Origin of the sequence: Faecalibacterium sp. I4-1-79 (genome assembly GCF_023347235.1) — a bacterium.
GTDB classification, from domain to species: domain Bacteria; phylum Bacillota; class Clostridia; order Oscillospirales; family Ruminococcaceae; genus Faecalibacterium; species Faecalibacterium tardum.
The window spans coordinates 401,242-422,910 of the sequence record NZ_CP094467.1 but is presented as its reverse complement, the minus strand read 5'-3'; the positions used below and the strand labels follow the sequence as shown (position 1 = coordinate 422,910).

Sequence of the window (21,669 nt, the reverse complement as noted above, 5' to 3'; positions counted from 1 at the left end):
TTATAGAAAATCTTCGGAATTTAAGGCTTCCGAAAAATTGTCCCTCTACTTACGAGCCATCGAAAACGGCCAAAAAATAGCCTGAAAAAGAAATTTGTTGAAAAGTTTTTGGAAAATATAGTTGAGGTGGCTGTTTGATTAAAATAACATTGACCCATGGGGCGACCGATGGAGGACGGAACTTTGCAACAATGGCAGTGCTTAAAGTTGAAAGTGGTCTTGAAAAAGATGCCCTACACTTGGTAGGCATCGAGAACGCCTGTTTCGTAGCATTGGTGAGAAACTTGTAATTGAATTGTAATTCTTGAGGCCGAATCTCCGGCTTTGAAAAAATCCTCTCAATAGGTAGCCGACGAAAAAGACCAAAAGACAACCATCTTTTTGAGAATTAACAAAAAGGTCACAAATGACTAGCCTTCAAAGAAGCGTTTCTACTATTAACAGAAAAAGTGGCCTAAAATGGGGGGTGTTGGAGAAAATTTCCACCTTAAAAATGCGCCTTTACTCACTAGCCAACGAGAATAGCCAAAAGCCAACAAAAACGAATTATGTATTTCTGCCACTGATTGCAACAGCATATCGGTGACAGAAATATCGTTTAGAGCGATTCTTCGCGGTTTGGGGGAGTGGAAGTCGTTTTGTGGTGGGACTTTTTCTGCTGAAGCTGCTCCAGCTGTTTCAGCACCGATTCCTTCTCCGGGGTCTTGCCGCCCGGTGCGGAAAGCTGCTGCTTATTCAGCACCATGTCGATATACTTGCGGATATTTTTCAGGGCGGAGATGTCCGGCTGCAAGGTTTCCAGTTGGGTACGCAGTTCTGCGCTGCTGGATTGCAGCGCAGAAAATTCGGCATCCAATGCCGAAAAATCCACCGCTGTGCTGCCGTTCAGCTTCATCAGGGTGCGAACGGCTTTGTTGAATGCGTCCAGCTCGTCCTTGTGCTGGGCGGCGTAAGCGTCCTTGGTCAGCTTAAAGTTTTTCTTAATAAAAGTGTCGTGGACGGGTTTCAGCTTGGCATGGACGGCCGCAGCGTCCTTGATTTGAGCAATCGAACGCATACGGTTCTCGTTCTGCTTCAACTGCTTGCGGAGAGGGGCGATGGTCTGGTTCAGGTTGGAAATTGCGGTATCCAAATCCTCGATGATGTTCAGAGAATGGGCTTTCAGATAATCAACAGCCTGCATAACTTCGTTGAGGTCACGGGCAGTACATTTTATCTGCGCCCTGCTCGACCAATCGCTCCGCTGATTATTGCGAAGGTTGAAGTAATCCACCAGCAAGTCGGACAGCGTGGGTTCTTTCGCCTTTTCCAGAGCGTCCAGAAGAAGCTGCTTCTTTTCGTTCAGGTCTGCGATCCAGCGTTGCAGCCCACGGATGGCGCTGCGGATGGACTGCATCAGGCTGTTGGCTGCACGAATATCACGGTTAAGATTTCCGAGAAAGGTTTCCACTCCACGCTTTTCCATCTGGTGTGCAGCGGGGCCGAGATGCACGGTCGGTATCTGCTGGATGCCCTGCCGCTCAAAGGAGCGCAGATCAACACGTTCCGGTCTGCCAGCTGCTTCCAGATAGCGGTTGGTGATGGTCTCCCAGCCATGCCGCCAGACCTCGGCGTACTTCTGGTCGTTCCAGTCCACCGTGTTTTCCTTGTGACATTTCCAGTTGCCAGAAGGGAGCCGGATGCGCTCACCGTTTTCGTCGAGGTCGTACACCTTTCGGGCTTTTGGAAGCCACTTGCCGTGTTCGTCCATTGCCCGGATGGTCAGCAGAATGTGGGCGTGTGGGTTTCCATCTCCCTTGTCGTGGATGGCAAAGTCGGCAATCATGCCCTTGGAAACAAACTGCTCGTTGCAAAATTCTTTGAGCATGGACAGATACTGCTCTTTCGGAACTTCCACCGGAAACGCCAGCACGATGCGCCGGGCAAGCTGGGAGTTCCATTGGTTCTCTACGGCTTCCACAGCGTTCCAAAGCGTTGCCCGGTCTGCATATCCGGGCGGCGCATGGGACGGTAGCATGATCTCAGCGTGGACAAGTTCTTTCTTCTTGTTGTAGAATTTTGTTTTCTGGTCGTACTCGCTGAACAGCCGTTCTCCGCTCTGGTAAGCGGCCCCGGCAACAGCGGACTGCCCTTGGCTGCGCTTAACAATGGTAATTTTGAAATGCGGACACGGAATAGGCATCACCTCCAAACAAAAAGACCGCCCAGCAAGATTGCTCTTGATGAACGGTCTGGAATTGTATTCGGTTGTGCTCACCGTCTTAGAACGGAGTGCTATGCGCTTCGGTCTTAGGCGGGAGCCGCAAAAGGATAGCTGCAAAGCAGCGCAAGGAAAATGCAGTTTTCCTTGGGATGGAATCGGGCTGGCGCACAAACGCCAGCTTCGATTTCATCGAGCCGTCTGCAAGACCGCAATTTCACCGGAACGGTGTATAATTGCGCCCTTTATTCTAAAGGGTTTTGGACGTTGCTGCGTTCGTGAACATCATGCACCATCTTTGCAAGTGCCAGCACGACTTCAGGCTGGCGGAACGAGATTTTCAGCAGTTCCATCACCTGATCGTCTGTCAGTTCTCCCGGACAGACCAGAAAACTTTCCAGCATTCCGGCACGAGTGCAAAGACGATGCACACGCTCTCTCCGGTTCAGCTCCGACATCCTGCGCTCAAGGATTTTCTCCCGGTGCTGGCAAGAGCGTAGCTTCTGCTCTGCTTTGGCTTTTTCGCTGCGGAGGTAGGCAAGGTCGGTTTTGGGTTGGGTCATGGCATCACGCTCCTTTACAGCATTAGTGACATTCGATATTTTTGTTGGTTCGTGGTACACTACACATAATCAATATGGATAATCTCTCGCTAAAACTGTCATAATCCATTGGAAAAGTGGCGAGCGAAAACATGGACGCTGTTACGATCATTTTCTTAAAGTAAACAGAAAGTAGAGAAGTAAATGAAGGACTCTACAAATCGTAGGTGGAAATAAATCGGAAAACGTGATATGGATTGAGACAGTTCAAGAGAAAGGACAATCGACATGGATAGTCAAAAATTTGGTACGCTCATCTCGGAATTAAGAAAGGAAAGGGGGTGGACACAACTGGAACTTGCACAAAAGCTAAATGTTACGGATAAAGCAGTTTCAAAATGGGAGCGGGGAGTTTCCCATAGTTAAAGATACCACACCAAATATGATGAACCCACGCTTATACACTACCAGCTATAATAAACCGCAAGGACAGCAATTTGATGATACTGCTGTCCTTTCTTTTATAAAATTGCAGTACACATAAAAAAGCTGTAAAATGATAAATATATTTGTCCTTGTAACATTTCACGGACATTTGCCTGTTATACTATCTGCAAAAAGCAAAGGAAGTGAGGATATGAAGCAGATTTTAATTGTCGAGGACGACAGTTTTTTGAATAAGATGTTGGCCTATAACCTGACCGCAGACGGCTACGGCGTGACTTCTGCCCTAAATGCCAGAACCGCAGCCGAAGCCATCCGCCAGCGGGAATTTAATTTAGTGCTGCTGGACATCAACCTGCCGGACGGGAACGGTTTTGAACTGTGCAAGCTGATAAAGCCCCAGCACCCGGATACCATCGTGATTTTCCTGACCGCCAACGATCAGGAGAGCGACCAGATACGGGGCTATGAGGTGGGCGCGGTGGATTACATCACAAAGCCCTTTGTGATCGGGGCCTTGCAGCGGAAAATCAAAGCCATGTTCGCCATGCTGGAACACCACAAACCGGCCAAGGACATTTACGACGACGGGCGGCTGTTTCTGGACTTCTCGGAACAGACGGCTTCCTTAAATGGCAAGCCCCTGACCCTATCCCCGATGGAGTACAAAATGCTGAACCTGTTCCGCAAAAATCCCCGGCAAGTGCTGACCCGTGGGCAGCTTTTGGAAAAGCTGTGGGATATAGACGAAAGGTTTGTAGACGAACACACCCTGACAACTTCTATCAGCCGGATTCGCAGCAAGATTGAATCCGACGGCGGCGCGCCCTACATCAAGACCGTTTACGGCATGGGCTATCAATGGACGGGAGGCGAGGCAAAATGAAATTTCAAAACCTCTCGGTAAAGCGGCTGTTTGGCCGGGTGGCAATAGGGTTTGCCCTCTCCATGTCCGGGATCACCATAGCCCTTTTTCTTGTGACAAAACAGACGGCGGTGCTGCTGACGGGCGGGGCGCTGCTGTTGTGCGCCCTTGTAGGGATTTTTGTACTGACGCAGGCGTTTGGAAAACGGTTATCACAGTTTACCGCTGACCTGTGCCAGACCTTAGACCACATGATTGCCGGAAATGAAGCGCCCCAGCGGCCAGAGGACAGCGAAACCCAGCTTGCCAGAATCGGACACCGGCTGGCAAGGCTTTACCAGATCATGCAGGAGAACCGCCGCCGGGTGGACGAGGAACGGCAGGAGTTACAGACCCTTGTATCGGATATTTCCCATCAGGTGAAAACGCCGGTAAGCAATCTGAAAATGGCGACGGACACCCTGCTGGAAAAGCCTATGGCCGAGGCAGAGCGCACCGACTTTATCCGGGGAATCCGCAGCCAGACGGATAAGCTGGACTTTCTCTTTCAGGCCCTTGTGAAAACCTCCCGTCTGGAAACAGGCGTGATCCAGTTGGACAAGAAACCGGGCCGCCTCTTTGATACCGTGGCACAGGCCATGAGTGGGATCGTGTATGCAGCGGAGAAAAAGGAAATCGCCGTGTCCGTGGACTGCCCGGAGGATTTGACCGTTTCCCATGACAGCAAGTGGACATCGGAAGCCCTCTTTAACCTGCTGGACAATGCGGTGAAGTACACCCCGGCAGGCGGGAAAATCGCTGTGTCTGTGGTGCTGTGGGAAATGTATGTGGAAATCAAAGTGACCGACACTGGCAAGGGCATTTCCGAAAGCAATCAGGCCGCTATCTTCCAGCGCTTTTATCGTGAGGAAGAAGTACACGAACAGCAGGGTGTGGGCATTGGCCTGTATCTGGCCCGCGAGATCGTAACGCGGCAGGGTGGCTATATCAAAGTGGTTTCGGAGCCGGGCAAGGGTTCGGAATTTTCCATTATGCTTCCCTTGCGTTGAGAGAAACTTTCTGCTTCGGGTCAAGTTGGCCCGAAGTGCAGAGATAAAATGAAATGTCCGAGCGTTGTAACATTTCACCTCAATTTTCAATGAATTTTTTTAGCCGCTGTAACATTTCGCGGACATTTGGGTTTTACAATACACTTATCAACAGGTAGGAAGCCTTGAAAGGAGTTTTGAATATGAGCGTTTTACAGACGATTGACCTGAAAAAGTATTACGGTACAGAACCGAACATTACCCGCGCCCTTGACGGCGTAAATTTCTCCGTGGAGGACGGCGAGTTTGTGGCTGTTGTGGGAACCTCTGGTAGCGGCAAGTCCACCCTGCTTCACATGATGGGCGGGTTGGACACTCCCACCAGCGGAACCGTGATTGTCCGAGGCGAAGAACTGGCAAAGAAGAACGACGAGCAGCTTACCATCTTTCGCCGCCGCAACATCGGCTTTATCTTCCAGAACTATAACCTTGTTCCCATCCTGAATGTGTATGAGAACATTGTCCTGCCGGTGGAGTTGGACGGGGACACGGTGGATCAGAAGTTTTTGGACGAAATTGTTCACCTACTGGGGCTGGAAGATAAACTGAAAAATATGCCGAACAATCTATCCGGCGGACAGCAGCAGCGTGTGGCTATCGCCCGCGCCTTGATTACCAAACCGGCTATCGTGCTGGCGGACGAACCGACCGGCAATCTTGACAGCAAGACCAGCACTGAGGTGCTGGGGCTTATCAAGCGCACCAGTGCGGAGTTCCGGCAAACCGTTGTGATGATTACCCACAACAACGATATTGCCCGTCTTGCAGATCGGATTGTCCGCATTGAGGACGGCAAAATTGTGGAATAAGTAGGGGGTGGCAGACTATGACATGGCCTTTTGAAAATGATACCAGTAACATTGAAAAGAAACTGGCAAAGCGCAGTTTGCACCATGAACGGCAGCGTAATTTATTTGCAATCATTGCTCTTGTGCTAACTGCATTTATGATAACTGCGACATTCAGTATTGGTTTTAGTTACTTTGAAACCTACCAAATGCAACAAATTCGGTTAATGGGAACTACCGCTGATGTCGGAATCACAAATGTAACAGAAAATCAGTTGGTTGACATTTCAAAATCAAACCTTGTCCTTGACGTAGGTATACAGCAGCGTTTAGGCAGTGTTGATACAGAGCAACTGCAAAATGCGAGATTAGGTATAGTTTGGATAGATGATACCGAGTGGGAACACCACCGTCTTCCTACTATATCAGGTGTTGTAGGAAATTACCCATCAAGTAAAAACGAAATTATGCTACCTACATGGGTGCTTGAACAGATGGGCATTTCTGATCCGCAAATAGGGATGGAGATTGTGTTGTCGTACCAAATTGGCGATAGCTATAATTATGTCTCAGACACCTTTTTGCTGTCGGGCTACTATACGGACTACATTCCAATGCGCACAAATAATCGTGGTTATGTTTATGTTTCATCCGCTTTTAAGGATAGCTTAAATGTATCACTGGATAATAGTGTTACGGCAATGATCCGTTTTCAAGGCAATGATAATGCTGACAAAAACTGTGAAAGATTGCGGCGTGAGATTGACTTTACAGAAGGGCAAACATTTGAAATTGCACCATTAGAACAGGCAAATGGTGGAACTATTATTTTAGCTGTAATAATTTTAGCAGTTTTTATATCCTTTAGCGGCTATCTGCTGATTTATAATATTCTTTATGTCTCTGTCGTAAAAGATGTGCAATTCTATGGCCGTCTTAAAACGATTGGAACGACCCAAAGGCAGATAAAGAGAATTATCTATAAGCAGGCAATCAGAATCTCTTGTATTGGTATTCCGATTGGTCTGTTACTTGGTGCGGCTGTTTCCTTTGGCATTGTTCCTTACTTTCTGAATATGATGTATTCAACAAATTCTGATGTGGGAACAAAAGTATCTTTTTCGCCGTTTATTTTCATAGGAGCGGCCATATTTACGTTCATTACCGTTATGATTGCAAGCATGAAGCCCGCCAAAATTGCCGGAAGTGTTTCACCAATAGCAGCACTCCAATATACAGCAGCCAGCACAAAGAGCAGCGCCAGAAATTGTAGCAAAATGAAGTTGTCCAGAATGGCATGGAACAATGTCTTTCGTAATGCTAAGAGTACAACCCTTGTTTTTGCATCGCTTTTTTTCGGCCTTTCCTTGTTCCTTGTCGTCACAGGGCTATTACATGGTTTAAGCCCGGAGAATTATGTGAGCCAATGGGGAGTAAGCGATTTTGCACTCACATATAGTATCCACGAAAGAGAAGATTTAATTTCCAGCGAAATGGTTTCAGAGATTGGTCAGCTTGACGGCATTGAGAATTTGAGGTTGACCTATGCACCTTATCCTCAAGTAGCAGCAGATGTTGTATATGACGATGCTGTATTTCACGAGTTTCTTGCGTCATTAGACGGAGTAAACGGCATTGATTTTTCTGATCCGGCAAAATTAGAAAATTATCAGCAAAACTTTTTTAGCGGGGTTTTTGGAATTGACAGTGCATATTTGGAAGAAATCAATAAAACCTTAAACTTGCCTATTGACACGTCTGCCTTTGAACAAGGAAAGGTTGTGCTGCTGTCCAAAACAGTAGAAGGCCTTATTCAGCCAGGGCAGGAAATAACAATCCAGACGCAGAACGGACAGCATTCCTTTATTGTAGCGAACGGTTATTTGAATGAAGGGTTTCGAGCAGGAGGAGGCAATGAGAGAGGGACGGCTCCTGATTTGTATATTAGTCAAACAGCTTTGAAAGAACTCTTTCCGCAATATAGAGTGTTCCGCGTGGCCTTTGATACGGATGGTCAACATGACGAAAGTATACTGCAAGAATTAAAGCAAATCACCGCATCACAAGCTAACATTGATATTATATCCCGATATGAACGGCGAGAAGAAATGCAGGAATATCTCATTACAGCAAAGGTTTTAGGAACAGGGTTGTCCGTGATCCTGCTGCTTGTTGGTGTCATGAACTTTGTCAATACAATGGTTGTCAATGTAAATACTCGGCGCTATGAATTAGCTGTTCTTGAAAGCATTGGAATGACAAAGCGACAAATCAAACGAATGCTATTTATGGAAGGTTTCTATTATTGGGGCGTTTCCCTTTCCCTTGCTGTCACCATTGGAACAGCAATCTTCATCTTGCTATATATGATTTTTAGTAAAGTGGCCTATTATGCTGTTTTCTCCTATCCATTTATCCCACTGGTGCTGGTGTCTGGACTGGTGTTGCTAATCTGCCTTATTGTGCCTATATGGGTCTACAAAACTGACGTTAACCTTCCAGTTGTGGAGCGATTGCGGTTGACAGAGTGAGTTTAATCAAATAGCAAAACATCCTTAGATCAATCATATCGAAGCGGAGCAGATTTTAGCTGCTCCGCTTCTTTAGTATTTTTCAAAAAATTCTTTTGAAATGTCCGAGCTTTGTAACAATTCAGCCTGTTTTTCTGTCGAAATCAAAGGCACCTCGGACATTTATAGTTCTTCCAAAAGTTTGATGATAATATTACCATTCATGGAAGAAGCAATCTGTTATTACAATAATGCGAAATTGACGATAGTGCCATCATTAAATTGGGCTTCCACCCGGTTGGTGTCCATGTTGTAGCGGCAGGAAAGCGCTTTTTGAGAGTGATTATGGTCGAAATACTGATTTCGTTTCATTTGAATTGCTCCTTAAATGATTTTTGGATTTGATTTTCAACGAGATGAGGTCTCTTTTTCCTTTCTCTTAAGTCACCCAACCGCACTGTCCTGCATCGGTTGCACAGACCAAGCTCTCCACATCTTTCCGCTGCATGAGCTTTTTCAGGATTCCAAACTGCTTTTTCGTGCTGGCAGATACCTGATACTGCCAATGTTCCGGCAATATCGGAAGATCATCATATCTCCACTTAGCATATTTTTCATCATAGGCTTCCGGCTGAGAAAGTTCCACCAGATGCCCCACACACCAGCTGACAAGGTAGCCATTGCCCTCCATATAACCATCCCCGCGCTGATTTGCCCCGATCACCTTCGAGAGACTCATGGCAACCGAGGGCTTTTCCGCTAATACAAGCTTCATTCGATACTGCTCCTTTCGCATAAAAATTAGCAGCCAGGCACCGAAGTACATGACTGCTATGTAAAAGGGACGGCTTCTCAGCCGCCCCTCAGGTCAACACAGTGTTAATTAGACAGGTTCATCATCCGATTCCGCTTCATAATCCTCGTTGACATCCACTTCTTCATCCTCGTCACCATCATCCTCCGGCAGCTGGAGCGCATCTTCATCCTCATCGTGATAATCCGCATCCGGGTCAGGTTGATTTTTCTTGGATGCAGGCTTTACGCCCTTCATCTTGATATAGAGATAACCGCCGACACCGGCTGCACCAATCACAAACAGAAGCAGCATAATCATCGGAAGCGGAGACGCTTTCTTCTGCTCGCTCTCTGTTTTCTGCTCTTCCGGTGCAGGCTCCGTCTCCTGCGGCTTTTCGGTTTCCGCAGGTTCCGTGACTTCCGGTTTCTTCTCCTGATACTTGGCGGCTTCCTCTTCATCCATCAGCGCAAGCAAATCGGCCTCATCCACCATATTCAGGAAATGCACATTCTGGTTGCCGTCTTTATCGCGGTCGATAATCAGATAGAAGGTGTTGCCCGCCTTTGTCACCAGCGTGATGAACTGCTGGCTGGATTTATCTTCTTCCTCACCGATATCGTCCACCAGCGTCATATTACCTTCCGGAGTCAAAGCTGCACTGGATTCCTTCTCATCCTCGGATGACATTCCGCCCTGCATCAGATCCAGAAACAGCTTCAGAGCATCTTCACTGAACATGCTGCTGTCTTTTGCGGAATCCGTGACATTCAGGTACTTTCCATGTGCATACCCGGTTTTGCCGTTGAAGTTCACCTTATACCAGTCACCGCATTTTTCGACAATCTCCACCGTATCACCGGAATGCAGATATCCGATAATCTCCTGATCCATGCCGGGACCGGAACGGAAATGCAGGCTGGTGATACCCGGCACCACCGTACCCATCTGCTTTTGGGACTTTTCGCTGCCGATGTTGTATTCCTTACCGCCCACCGTAACGATCAGGTTCCCATCCGCATCCGTAGAGACCTCATAGCCATCCGGCAGCACCTGCATGTCCGGGTCGATTTCGATGCTGTCGGTATTGTCCGTTTTCCCTGCATTTGCGCTTTCTGCTGCATCCGCTTCCTGCGCAGCGGTATTGACAGATGTGTTCTTCTGCACATCATCGCCCGTATAGGCAAACGCAGTAGTCGCAAAGGTTCCTGCCACCATCACGCTGGCAAGCAGCATTGCCATCATCTTTTTCATTCCATATCCTCCGTTTCTTTCTCGTCCAGTTTCATGTTTTCCGGGTTGGGAACCGCAGCCTGCGCCATCTGAATGATGACTGCCAGCTGTTCCGGGGTCAGGCTCTGGGCATGTACCATTTCACAGATTTCGCTGTTTTCCTGCTCGTGGTACTTTCTGTCCCATTCCTTTCTGCGCTCCTCCCACTCATCGCGTTTTCTGCGGGCTTTCTCACGCTCCGCAGCAATCTTTTCCAGTTTCAAGCTCATATCGTTTCCTTTCCGGGCGAATAAACGCCCTATTTTTATCGAATTCTTCCCATGCAGTAGTAGTGCTGCCGCCAGTAGTTCGTCTCAATGGAAGCATAGGAAATTGGGTTGCCGCAGTGGATCATCATCCCGTTGCCGACATAAATGCCCACATGGGATGCTCCGCTGGTGTTATAGGTTTTCTGGAAGAAAATCAGGTCTCCGGGCTTTGCCTCACTTTTCGGGATAATGTCGCATTTTCCCATCAGACCGTTGGCCGTCTGCCTGCCTACATTCCAGCCATTTCCGCAGTGGTTGATGACCCAGCTTACAAAGCCGGAGCAGTCAAAGCTGGTACTCGGCGAGCTGCCGCCCCAGACATAGGGATAACCGAGATATTTCTCTGCTTCGGTAATCATCTTCCGGAATTTTTCATCCGTCAGAGCTTCGCCCGGAATGTCGTAATCCTGATATTCTCCGCTGGAACCCGCGCCGTCCGGCGTTGCAAAGGCGATGCCTGCAAACAGATCATCCCGATTGCCCCGGCACTCCAATGTGACTTCGTAGCGTTGCAGCTGGTCATCTGTAAGACCGGAATTTCTGGCAACATAGTCCACACCCCGATTGAGCAGCGTTACATTGAGGATTTTATACTCATACTGTACCGTCACCTGATAGGTGTAGGTGTGTCCGGTTCCGGTGATCGGATTGTAACTATAACCCACACGGGTTTCTTTCCTCGTCCGGATTTCCACCTTTTCCTCCAACTTCAGCTCATACTGTGCATCAAAAATACTCTGGAGCCGCGCCTGCACCTGGCTTCTCGTGTAGTTTTCAAATTCTACGGTCAGCAGAGATGCAAGCTCATAGGGATTGTGTCCGATCTCTGCCAGATTGTAGCGATACTCGTCATAGCCCGGATGGTCGGTTTCAATGCGGTCGATTTGTTTGCGAAGTTTATCTTCCAACTTGGTATAATCCGTCTCCACGCCTTTCAAATCTTCATCTTCTGCCGTGTAGGAAGTCCCCAGCACCACATTGCCGCCGCCATTGATCAAGACGGAGCATGACGAAACCGACCCGGCAATCACCAAAACAAGCAGTCCCACGGCTGCGATACCGATGATGATATGCGAGTGGCTCTGCACAAACTGAAATGCCTTTTCCGTTATACTGGCAGTACCCTGCGCAGCTTTGGCTGTGCCAGCTGCTGTGTTCTCCGTAGCGGCCGCACCTGCCTTCGCAGCGGCATACTCTTTTTTAATGGCCTGCTTCTGCCGCCATCGGGAAAAGAAATTGGAGGCAGCCTGCGGATCAGACTTCATGCGTTCCGTAAAGATGGAATCTACGGCATCTTTATCTGCCTTTTTCTCCAACCGCTCCAGCTTTTTGTACTGCCGCAGCTTTCGACCATACTGGAACCGGGAACCAGCGCGGGCTGCTCCTTCCGCTGAACCTTCGGTAAAATGCGCTGCCTCCACGCCGGAATTATTATCCTGGTCGGCATTGCGCACACTCTGATGCGCTTTGGCTGAAAGTGCATCTGCCGCAAGATTCACCGGTTTCTTTGGCTTTGCGCCCTTTTTCCCGGAAGCGGCCGCATTCTTCTTCGCCTTTATCTCCTGCTCCGATTTCAGCTTCTTGCTGCGCAGCTTAGCAAGATCGGCCTCGTGACGAATCTGCCTGCGGTGTTCCGCTTTTTTCTTGCTGCTGTCTCCCGTACTGCTATCGGCGGCTTTGTTTCTGGAATCGCGAAGGGTGTTCTCCGCACCTTGGCGCTCCTGCCGCAGCTTGTCTCCGAGATTCGGATTTTTCTTGCCAGACATTGCTTACGCCTCCTTTGCTTCCTTAACTTCGGTTAATTTGGTCGTCATAATCCGGTACAGTTCCAGATCGGTCGGGAAACGATCAACGAACGGCAAAATCACATTTCCGTAGAACAGCAACCCTTCGCCTTCACCAGAGTGGGTCACATAGGACAGCTGGTGTGGGCTGATATTCAGCTGATCCGCCAGAATCTGACGGTCACCGGCTGCCTGATTCAGCATATAAATGAAGTCGCTGTTCTCAAAAATGTTCGTCACTTCGCGGGAAGAAAGCAGATCTTTTACGTTCTGGGTGATGCCGGTGGGAATACCGCCCCATTTACGGAATCGCTTCCAGATTTCCACGCTGTAGGCCGCTGTCTGCTCTTCTTTCAAAAGCAGATGGAACTCGTCCATATAGTAGCGGGTGGCTTTACCGGCATTACGGTTGGCAGTCACACGCCCCCAGACCTGATCCTGCACCACCAGCATACCGATCTTTTTCAGCTGCTTGCCCAGCTCCTTGATGTCATAGCAGACCAGCCGGTTATTGATATCTACATTGGTGCGGTGGTTAAACAGGTTCAGCGAACCGGTCACATAGATTTCCAGTGCTGTTGCCACATGGTGTGCTTCCTTTTCATCCTGCCGAAGCAGAGCTTCGTACAAATCCTGCAACACCGGCATATTCTCCGGCACCGGATGTTCAAAATAGGTCTGGTAAATCTGATGAACACAGCGGTCGATGACCGTCTTTTCTACCGGTTGCAAGCCTTCTTTGCCGCCCACGATCAGCTCACACAGGGACAGGATGAAATCTGCTTTCAGGGCAATCGGATTATCCTCTTCCGAATAATTCGCATTGATGTCCATCGGGTTGATATACTGTGTGCTGGAAGGGCTGATCTTAATGACCTGCCCCTCAAATTTCTGCACCAGTGCTGTGTACTCAGCTTCGGGATCGCACACGATTACATCGTCATCCGTCACCAGGAACGCATTGGCGATTTCTCTCTTGGCAGAGAAGGATTTACCGGAACCGGGGGTACCCAGAATCAGCCCGTTGGGATTCTTGAGCTTTTTCCGGTCAACCATAATCAGGTTGTTGGACAGAGCATTCAGCCCATAGTACAGAGCTTCTTTCCCGGTCTGAAACAGTTCCTGGGTGGTAAACGGCACGAAAATTGCCGTGCTGCTGGTCGTCATGCTGCGCTGAATCTCAATCAGGTTCTGTGCCAACGGCAGGCAGCTCATCAGCCCCTGCTCCTGCTGGAAGTCCAAACGGCGCAGGTTGCAGTTGTACTTCTGTGCAATGCTGGAAGCCTGAAACACGTTGGTCTCCAGCTCCTGCTCCGTCTCGCCGGTGTTCATCACCAGAAAGGTCAGCAGGAACATACGCTCATTCTGACTCTGCAATTCCTTCAGCAGTGCCTTTGCGTCCTTGCCGTAAGTTGCCAAATCTGACGGAATGATGTCCATATCGTATCCGGAACGGACAGCTTTCTTCTGTTCCTCAATCTTGGAACGATCCAGCTCCGTGATGGTGTGCTTAATGGACTTTATTGCTTTGTTCTGGTCTACCGACTGAATGTGCATGGTTACAATCTGGCTGGATTCCATATCCAGAAAGTCCTTCAGCAGCTGATCCGACAGGTCGGAAGCCGTAATCTGGAGATAAGACATGGAACCATACATCCCACCCATCTGAAAAACACGGTTCTTCGGAAAGGCAAAACCGGTCGGTGCAATAAAGTCCTTTACCGACAGTCCGCTCTCCGGCAGCCACTTCCAATCGAAATTGAATCGGTCATGGTCACCCATGTGGAACATATCGTGCATCAAATGAAGCCGTTCCTTGCCGTTCAGCAATTTTGCCCGGACACCCAAGCGTTTGAAGTTGTTCATCAGGTCGATCTCGATGTGAATGAGCCTCGGCTTTGCCTGCTTCATGGATTCCGCCTCAATGCCAAACGTCAGGTACTTCGTCTTGGTCAGGCCGTTGTTGCCCTGGGCAAGCTGACGGCGGAGCATGGTGCTGTACTCCGTGCGCACCGGATTGAAATGATCCTTCTGGTACGGGATGCGCACCATCTTCTCAAAATTCGAGGCATCCGTAGCCATATTCATAAAAGAAAGCTCAAAGCGGATGCTGGAATCAAAGAAGTTCAGGAAGCTGCACCATTCCTCAAAGATAGCCGTCTGATCTTCCTGCTGCGCCAGCTGGTAATTGATGTCCTGAAACTGAATGGTTTTGGTGTAGTAATTGTCCGTCACACGGCAAATACCGTCCGGGAACATCCGCTGAAAAGGAATGCTCTCCTGTGCCGAATGCGGAACCGTGCGGTCACCCCTTGCACGATCAATCACCGTCTGCACCTGTTTTTGCTCTGCGGCTGACAGATGAGACGGCATTCGGATGTCATCCTGCTTTTTATTCTTCGCTGTCAGCTTTTCGAGAATTTTGAACAATGCGATTTACCTCCATTTCCACGTCTGCCTGCTGAACCAGCAGTGCATAGTAATTTTTCGTTTTGTAAGGCCGCGTTTTCGGCCTCTTGAACTTCGCCTCATAGAAATGCTTTGCCACCACTTCCAGCGGCTGACCGTCTTTCTCGTACATGGCAAGAAAGAAGAGCGGCAGCATCACTGCCATCATGCCAAGTGCAGCAAGGCTCAGATTTCCGCTGGATTTGAGCAAAAAGAAAACCGGAACGCCAATCAGCGCACCGGCTCCGAAGCAGAGAATCTGCCGTTTGGTCAGGTTCATAAAGACCTTGGTCTTGACCTTTGAAAGGTCTCGCGGCACAGAAATATAAGATGCCATGAATCATTCCTCCTCTCTTAGTGCGCTGCAAACACGGATTTCGCGAGGCTTCCCGTCTTAAACAGCGTAAATGCCAGCAAAACCGTATAGCCCAAAACGCCCCAAATGCTGCTGATGATGTTATCCGAAAAGGACAGGTTCTGAATCAGAACTGCATAGATGCCTACACAGATCATGATAAGAAAGCCCTGGAATCCCAGTGCAAACAGGGAGCGCAGATAGTTTTGACCGGTATGGCTCTGCTCATGGTTTCCAAAGGTTGCGAACGGAATCGGCGCAAGGCTCACCATGAGATATATTTCCACCATTCGGCCATACACGATGACAAAGATGATAGCCGACAACGCCAGCATCGTGACCTGAACCACAAAGGTCTGCAAATACAGTCCCAGCAGCGGTCCTAAGTCCATTCCTTCCAGCGTGGCCTGCATTGCTGTCAGGGTCGCATCGCTGACGGACGTACTGCCGGAAATCAGCCCGCCGCTTCGGGAGATCACTTGCTGCGCCACATCAAAGACAGCCATCGTGATATTGAATGTGTTCGAGATCAGGGTCACTGCCAGAAAGGTCTTAAAGACCCATTTGAAAAATGTCCATGTCTCGAAATTTGCCAGATTGTTATGCTCAATGAGCATCTGGATCAGCTCATAACAGGCGATGAAAGTCAGCACCATTCCGGCAATGGGCAGGATCACGGATTCCGAGATGTTGCGGATCATAGAAAAAACAGCAGGTGAAAAGTTCGCCGGTGTGGTTCCCACATCGCCTGCGATCTGTCCAACCTGCTGGTTGACCGAATCGAACATCCCTGAAAGATTTCCCATGATACCGCTGATGATCATGCTCTTGAGCCAATCTGTGATCTGTTCAAGGATACTCTGCATGAGCCGCCTCCTTCCTTACGCAAACACGCCGAACAGCTTCGCCATCCGGGACAGAAGCATGAACAGCTGAGAGAAAAGAGACAGTGCCGATGCAGTTGTAGTAAGAAACGCCATAGATTTGTCCTCCTGTAACTTGTCCGGCCTATCCGCCGGTGCGATTCTAAACTGCGGTTCTGCGCCATACTTCCAACATGTGCACCTGCCAGAGAGCGCAGAAAATAGCCAGCTGCGGATATTGCCTGCACCTGACTATGTAACAGGCAGCTTTCGCCGCCCGGCCGGAATCTTCGCTCCGACAGCTTTTGCTTAACCGAACAGACCGGAAAGCAGCGGCACCAGAGTCGTACCGATCAGTGCCACGCCGCCGCCAGCCATCAGCTGCTTCATGCCCTGAGACTTGGCACCAGGGTTGTCGTTGCCGTAGCCTTCCAGCAGGTTGATGGCTCCCCAGATGCCGAGACCGGCACCCAGTGCGATGACGAGGGTCTGAAGAACGGTTACTGCGCTGTTGAAAAATGCCATAAATGTGTACCTCCTTGTACGATGCGCCCTTATGGGCTGATAAATAGTGAATGCCCCCTTGCATGTGCACCTGCAAATGGGCAAACATATAGCCAGGTCTCCAATTTCCATCAGAAACCTGGCTATGTAAAAAGGGCGGCTCACCGCCGCCCTCATCAGAATTCCAACATCGTATACTTTCTGTTTAACCAAAAAGTCCAGAAAGCAGCGGCACCAGAGTCGTGCCGATCAGTGCCACGCCGCCGCCAGCCATCAGCTGCTTCATGCCCTGAGACTTGGCACCAGGGTTGTCGTTGCCGTAACCCTCCAGCAGGTTGATCGCTCCCCAGATGCCGAGGCCGGCACCCAGTGCGATAACGAGGGTCTGAAGAACGGTTACTGCGCTGTTGAAAAATGCCATAAATGTGTACCTCCTTGTACGTTGCGCCCTTATGGGCTGATGAATAGTGATTTTCCATCTGCATGTGCACCTGCAAATGGGCAAACATATAGCCAAGTCTCCAATCCCAATCAGAAACCTGGCTATGTAAAGAGGCGGCAGCTCGCCGCCTCTTCTTATTCTGTTGCCAGCAGCGCACCCATGACATCTTCGCCGTCAGAGCAACCTTACTTGGCATGATCTGCGTCAACCACTTCGTACTTATCACCGGGCTTGAGCTTCAGCCGATGATCGAGAAACGCCTCGATGCTGAACGTGTTTTTCTTATCAGCACCGGCAGTGAGCTTGTAGTTCGGATGCTGGGTCAGATCGTATTTATCTGACTTGAACGGTCTGACACCGCGCAGCTGCAAAATGCACTTTCCGCCATCCAGCACAGCCAGTTCATCCACCGAAGCCAGGTCATGCCCAACCTTTTGGTAATTGGTGCCGTAAGATGGGCTATTGCCTCTGGTATCGGAAGTGTTGTACAGATCAATCGTTTCTTTTCCCAGTGCCTGATTCAGCTCTTTTAGCGTAGTCGGCTCCGAACCGCCAAGGAAAATACGAGAATCCATATTGCCGATGATGGTATCGGCATTGTCCTTGTAGATTGCCTTCAACTGGCTCTGTGCCTGAAGTACCAGACATGCCGAGATTTCTCTTGATCGGATGGTGGCTACCAGCTTTTCCAGATTCGGAATCTGACCAATGTTCGCACACTCATCAATCAGGCAGCGCACATGCACCGGCAATCTGCCGCCGTAGACATCATCCGCTTTCTCGCACAGCAGGTTAAACAGCTGTGTATAGATCATCGAAATCAGGAAATTAAAAGTCGGGTCTGTATCGCTCATAATGAGGAACAGAGCCGTTTTCTTATCTCCCACCGTATCCAGCGACAGCTCATCGTACATGGTGATATCGCGGACTTCCTCAATATCGAAGGGAGCCAGACGTGCACCGCAGCTCACAAGAATCGACTTTAAGGTCTTGCCCGCCGCCAGCTTGAATTTGGCATATTGGCGGACAGCAAAGTGGTTCGGTTTTTTCTTTTTCAGAGCTTCAAACATCTGATCCACTGGATTCTGAAAGGTTTCATCATCCTCGCGTACTTCCATCGCATTCAGGAATTCAATCAGTGTTGCAAAGTTCTGCTCTTCCAGCGGTGCCTCATAGTGGATATAACCAATCAAAGCACAATACAGCAAGGTCTCTGCCTTCGTCCAGAATTCGTCACCGGCCTTGCCGTCCCCTTTGGTGTTGGCAATGAGGGTTGTGGTCAGCTTCAAAATATCCTTTTCGCTGTGAATATACGCGAAGGGATTATAATGCATCGACTTTCTGAAATTGATGGTGTTAAAGATCCGGATGCTGTATCCATTCTTCAAAAGGGCTTGGCCGCAGTCGATTACGATATCGCCTTTCGGGTCAGTGACCACATAGGAACTGTGACATTGTAAAAGGTTGGGTTTGAGCCAAAATCGGGTCTTACCGCTGCCGGAACCGCCCACCACAAGCACATTTTTGTTTCTGGCATTTGCCGGATTCTTCGGGCGATTGCCCATCATCAGCCGCTCCGTCCGGGTCAGAATCACATTGTTTGCAAACACCGGATCTTCAAACGGTTCGATGTCTTTCTGCGTACCCCAACGAGCAGAGCCATACTCCATGCCATGGCGATATTTCTTGGCATTTTTGCCTTTCAGGTACACAGCAAGCCGCAAACCCGCTCCGCAGCACACACCAATCAGCAAATCCATCGGATGCAGACTTGGCATCGGATTGGAAAAGGCTGCACCCAGGGCAGAAAGAAAGCCGAGGAGCTTTTCAGACATGTCTGCGCCCTCGGCAATTCTCCACGCTTCTCCCAGATTGGTACATACAAGACCGGCAATGAAGTACGGCAGGTTCAGGAGCAGCTGCTTCTTTGTCTTATTACTCATAGATCACGCTCCTGACTTTTGTGGCGAACCTTATCCGGAAGAATTGCAGCAACCAGCTCTTTGAGCTTGTTAAGCTGCTCCAGAACACTCGGTTTTTCCTTTGTTTTCAGCTTTCGGTTGGTGAATTCCTCAAAAGCGGAAGTCAGTGCATCCGCATCCTTCGCCTTAAAGAACACCGTGTACTTGGGTGGCATTACATTTTGGTCTTTCGTAATGGCATAATCCACACCATATTTCCGTGCCACCTGTTCAAAGCCTTTCAAATCCGTTTTCTCAATGGGGATACTGCTGACTCCCTGATTCTGACCGATCAGTTCTTTGATGCTCTGCTTTCCAACCGGCAGCTGCGCTGTTTTCTGAGCCACCTTTGCCTGATGGTGCCGTTTCCACGCATTATAGCCATTCACGATGGTGCGAAAGGTCAATTTCGTGGTGCTGATTGCCAGATTGACGGTACGATTTTCAACTTCTTCCTGCATGAATCTCCGCCTCCTTCCTTACAAACTATCCCGGTCCGGTGCAGGTTTGCTCTTTTCTTGGGGCTTTGCAGCCTTTTCCTCCATCTTCTTCACCATGTCATCCGGAACCGGAATCGCCATGATGCTGCGACCCATACGAACGAACATCTGGGGCTGATGGAACTGTTCCTCAAATTTCTGCATCTGCTCCGAAGTCAGAGAACCAAAGTCATCCTCTGTCAGCCCTACCACCAGAAAATCACCGGCATAAATGTCCTGCATATCCCCGTCTTCGGTGTAAATCGCACGGTTCAGCGGCAGACCATTGATTTTGCCGGATTCATTCAGAATAATGGCCACTTCATCCTCAAATGGATAGGTTACTTCAATATCGCCGCCGACCATGGCCTGCAAATCTTCCAGCTCCGTGCCAACACTGATTTTCTTCGGATAGGCATTGGGCTGTACCAGCAGCACATCCATTGTCCTGGTCTCTGCCAATTCATGTTCTCCAACGGTCTTGAAATCCACACCAGTGAAATCGCCGGAATCCAGAACATAGTCCTGATTGTTCCACGCCTGCGTCACCATGCGTTCCGCATCTTCCTGTGAGGCAGCTTCCACGGAAACCTTTCTCTGGAGAGTCTCTGTAATCTCCACATCAAATTTCTTCATAGGCACCTCCTTAGATCAGGCGCAGTGCTGGAACCAACTCGCCGCCAATGGAAACCACCGTCAGGTTCTCGTTCACATAGTCGATGGTGCGTTCCAGCGTAAACAGATTGATGCTGCATTCGTTGCCGTTCTGGTCGATTTCCGAAACCTCCGCAGCTCCCAACAGATAGCGGGTTCTGTCAGTCTCGATCACATCGCTCTTATCATAATGGAGAAGCAGTTCCCCATCTGCCACCAGATCAGCCTCCATCTCATCGTAAACATCCTCAAAGATGTCTCGACTGCCAGCCTCGGTCAGAAGTTCGCCGCCAGCCCCCGGCAGGATCACCATCACAATGCGTTCCTTCGGGTGATCTTCACGGATTGCCTCCAGCATCACCCAGTTATGAAGCATCGCAATGGACTTCTCAAACATGGAATCATCCATCGGATTCGGCTGCGATGCACCATTCGGGCAGTTCTTGCAATCCATGCTGCACACTGCGTTGTTCTGATTCTTCTTAAAGTTCATCATCATAAAAATCTCCTTCTCATCGTTCCATATCTCGTTGTTTACTTCGCTGCCACTTTTCCAGCAGCCGGATAATCGTGTCCTGCATCTGCTTCGGCGTATAGGATTTCGGGAAATACTTCCGAAGAACCTCGTTTTTAATCGTCACATGGTCAAGCTCATCCTTTTTGATTTCATTCATCACTTCACACATGGCATCCAAGGTACAGCCGCCCTCCTGCGAGAGCTTTTTCAGCCGCTGTGCCTGCGACAGGGATGGAGATGCCTGTGCATAGTCCATTGCCTCCAGAAATTCCTTCTGTTCAGATGGTTTCAGATAAGACAGCTCTACCGCCGGATTGAAGGCGATTTTCTTCTCATCCACCATGTCCAGAATTTCAGGAATCAGATTGGTAAGGCGGATAAACCGCTGAACCTGTCGTCCGCTTTCACCTGTTTGCTCTCCGATGGTATCCGCAGCTTCTAACTTCCCGACAACTTGTCGGGAAGTTGTTTCAAGGTCGTTTCTTGTTCCCTGATGTTTCATCGCCTCCAACTTCATCTTGTAGGAAAACGCTCTCTCGCTGGGAAGAATATTCTCCCGCTGCAAGTTGCTGTCCACCATAAAGATGATTGCTGCATCATCGTCCATTTCCTTGACGATGACCGGCACAGTCTCCAAACCTGCCAGCTGAGCCGCATGAAGTCTGCGGTGTCCTGAAAGAATTTCAAATCCGCCTTCCGGGTCAGGTCGGACAATCAGTGGTGATACCACACCGATCTGCTTGATGCTCTCCACAGTCTGTTCCATCAGCTCATCGTCCAGCACCTTAAAGGGATGTCCTTCAAAGGGATGCAGGTCAGAAAGCGGCATCTCCGTCCGCTGCTCCTTAGCCGCTGCGTCGGCAGCTGAGCCACTGCGGTTTTCTGTTGTAA

General features: G+C 49.3%; 21 protein-coding genes and 1 pseudogene. 5 read left to right on the top strand and 17 right to left on the bottom strand.

The window, feature by feature from the left end:
• Window positions 1-598 precede the first annotated feature (598 nt).
• A complete protein-coding gene (gene mobQ / locus MTP36_RS02040; RefSeq protein ID WP_442900282.1) occupies window positions 599-2,176 on the bottom strand; it encodes a MobQ family relaxase in 1,578 nt (525 codons plus the stop codon).
• Window positions 2,177-2,445: 269 nt separating this feature from the next.
• The gene (locus MTP36_RS02035; RefSeq protein ID WP_154266054.1) at window positions 2,446-2,763 is read right to left on the bottom strand and encodes a DUF3847 domain-containing protein; all 318 of its coding nucleotides are present in this window, start codon (window positions 2,761-2,763) and stop codon (window positions 2,446-2,448) included.
• A 267-nt stretch (window positions 2,764-3,030) separates the two neighbouring features.
• Between MTP36_RS02035 and MTP36_RS02030 the strand changes: the two genes are divergently transcribed.
• The 5 genes from MTP36_RS02030 to MTP36_RS02010 all read left to right on the top strand — a co-directional run bounded on the left by MTP36_RS02030 (window position 3,031) and on the right by MTP36_RS02010 (window position 8,458).
• Window positions 3,031-3,168 (top strand): helix-turn-helix transcriptional regulator, encoded by a 138-nt coding sequence (locus MTP36_RS02030; protein WP_154266053.1) that lies wholly within the window; start codon window positions 3,031-3,033, stop codon window positions 3,166-3,168.
• 211 nt (window positions 3,169-3,379) lie between these two features.
• Complete coding sequence (locus MTP36_RS02025) at window positions 3,380-4,072, top strand: response regulator transcription factor (RefSeq protein WP_007890426.1); 693 nt, start codon at window positions 3,380-3,382, stop codon at window positions 4,070-4,072.
• On the top strand, window positions 4,069-5,100 hold the full coding sequence (locus tag MTP36_RS02020) for a sensor histidine kinase (protein WP_055192238.1): 1,032 nt from the start codon (window positions 4,069-4,071) through the stop codon (window positions 5,098-5,100). Before MTP36_RS02025 ends, MTP36_RS02020 begins: the two co-directional genes overlap by 4 nt.
• A gap of 182 nt (window positions 5,101-5,282) precedes the next feature.
• Window positions 5,283-5,948: an ABC transporter ATP-binding protein gene (locus MTP36_RS02015; protein ID WP_015536575.1), complete on the top strand. Its 666-nt coding sequence runs from the start codon at window positions 5,283-5,285 to the stop codon at window positions 5,946-5,948.
• A gap of 17 nt (window positions 5,949-5,965) precedes the next feature.
• Entirely contained in the window at window positions 5,966-8,458 is a 2,493-nt protein-coding gene (locus MTP36_RS02010) for an ABC transporter permease (RefSeq protein WP_138276949.1), read from the top strand.
• 222 nt (window positions 8,459-8,680) lie between these two features.
• Here the strand turns inward: MTP36_RS02010 and MTP36_RS02005 are convergent, their stop codons facing one another.
• The 15 genes and pseudogenes from MTP36_RS02005 to MTP36_RS01935 form a co-directional block, all read right to left on the bottom strand.
• Window positions 8,681-8,809, bottom strand: a complete 129-nt coding sequence (locus MTP36_RS02005; protein ID WP_227612017.1) for a DUF6061 family protein — start codon at window positions 8,807-8,809, stop codon at window positions 8,681-8,683.
• A gap of 79 nt (window positions 8,810-8,888) precedes the next feature.
• Window positions 8,889-9,212 (bottom strand): annotated as a pseudogene (locus tag MTP36_RS02000) (toprim domain-containing protein); the annotation flags it as partial.
• 108 nt (window positions 9,213-9,320) lie between these two features.
• On the bottom strand, window positions 9,321-10,484 hold the full coding sequence (locus MTP36_RS01995) for a CD1107 family mobile element protein (protein WP_173892824.1): 1,164 nt from the start codon (window positions 10,482-10,484) through the stop codon (window positions 9,321-9,323).
• On the bottom strand, window positions 10,481-10,732 hold the full coding sequence (locus tag MTP36_RS01990; RefSeq protein ID WP_117963957.1) for a DUF4315 family protein: 252 nt from the start codon (window positions 10,730-10,732) through the stop codon (window positions 10,481-10,483). The genes MTP36_RS01995 and MTP36_RS01990 overlap by 4 nt, the downstream gene beginning before the upstream one ends.
• Before the next feature lie 35 nt (window positions 10,733-10,767).
• A complete protein-coding gene (locus MTP36_RS01985) occupies window positions 10,768-12,537 on the bottom strand; it encodes a C40 family peptidase (protein WP_173892826.1) in 1,770 nt (589 codons plus the stop codon).
• Between the two features lie 3 nt (window positions 12,538-12,540).
• A complete protein-coding gene (locus MTP36_RS01980; protein WP_144166873.1) occupies window positions 12,541-14,928 on the bottom strand; it encodes a VirB4-like conjugal transfer ATPase, CD1110 family in 2,388 nt (795 codons plus the stop codon).
• Between the two features lie 19 nt (window positions 14,929-14,947).
• Window positions 14,948-15,340: a PrgI family protein gene (locus tag MTP36_RS01975; RefSeq protein WP_002576402.1), complete on the bottom strand. Its 393-nt coding sequence runs from the start codon at window positions 15,338-15,340 to the stop codon at window positions 14,948-14,950.
• Window positions 15,341-15,357: 17 nt separating this feature from the next.
• Window positions 15,358-16,224, bottom strand: a complete 867-nt coding sequence (locus MTP36_RS01970) for a VirB6/TrbL-like conjugal transfer protein, CD1112 family (protein ID WP_005929916.1) — start codon at window positions 16,222-16,224, stop codon at window positions 15,358-15,360.
• 306 nt (window positions 16,225-16,530) lie between these two features.
• On the bottom strand, window positions 16,531-16,746 hold the full coding sequence (locus MTP36_RS01965; RefSeq protein ID WP_002576404.1) for a Maff2 family mobile element protein: 216 nt from the start codon (window positions 16,744-16,746) through the stop codon (window positions 16,531-16,533).
• A gap of 184 nt (window positions 16,747-16,930) precedes the next feature.
• Entirely contained in the window at window positions 16,931-17,146 is a 216-nt protein-coding gene (locus MTP36_RS01960) for a Maff2 family mobile element protein (RefSeq protein ID WP_002576404.1), read from the bottom strand.
• A gap of 206 nt (window positions 17,147-17,352) precedes the next feature.
• Entirely contained in the window at window positions 17,353-19,110 is a 1,758-nt protein-coding gene (locus MTP36_RS01955; protein ID WP_112120892.1) for a VirD4-like conjugal transfer protein, CD1115 family, read from the bottom strand.
• Window positions 19,107-19,589, bottom strand: a complete 483-nt coding sequence (locus tag MTP36_RS01950) for a PcfB family protein (protein WP_097772871.1) — start codon at window positions 19,587-19,589, stop codon at window positions 19,107-19,109. Before MTP36_RS01950 ends, MTP36_RS01955 begins: the two co-directional genes overlap by 4 nt.
• A gap of 18 nt (window positions 19,590-19,607) precedes the next feature.
• A complete protein-coding gene (locus MTP36_RS01945) occupies window positions 19,608-20,243 on the bottom strand; it encodes a DUF3846 domain-containing protein (protein ID WP_002576407.1) in 636 nt (211 codons plus the stop codon).
• A gap of 10 nt (window positions 20,244-20,253) precedes the next feature.
• On the bottom strand, window positions 20,254-20,760 hold the full coding sequence (locus MTP36_RS01940; RefSeq protein WP_098923465.1) for a hypothetical protein: 507 nt from the start codon (window positions 20,758-20,760) through the stop codon (window positions 20,254-20,256).
• Window positions 20,761-20,773: 13 nt separating this feature from the next.
• Complete coding sequence (locus tag MTP36_RS01935; RefSeq protein WP_442900281.1) at window positions 20,774-21,607, bottom strand: ParB/RepB/Spo0J family partition protein; 834 nt, start codon at window positions 21,605-21,607, stop codon at window positions 20,774-20,776.
• Between the last annotated feature and the right edge of the window lie 62 nt (window positions 21,608-21,669).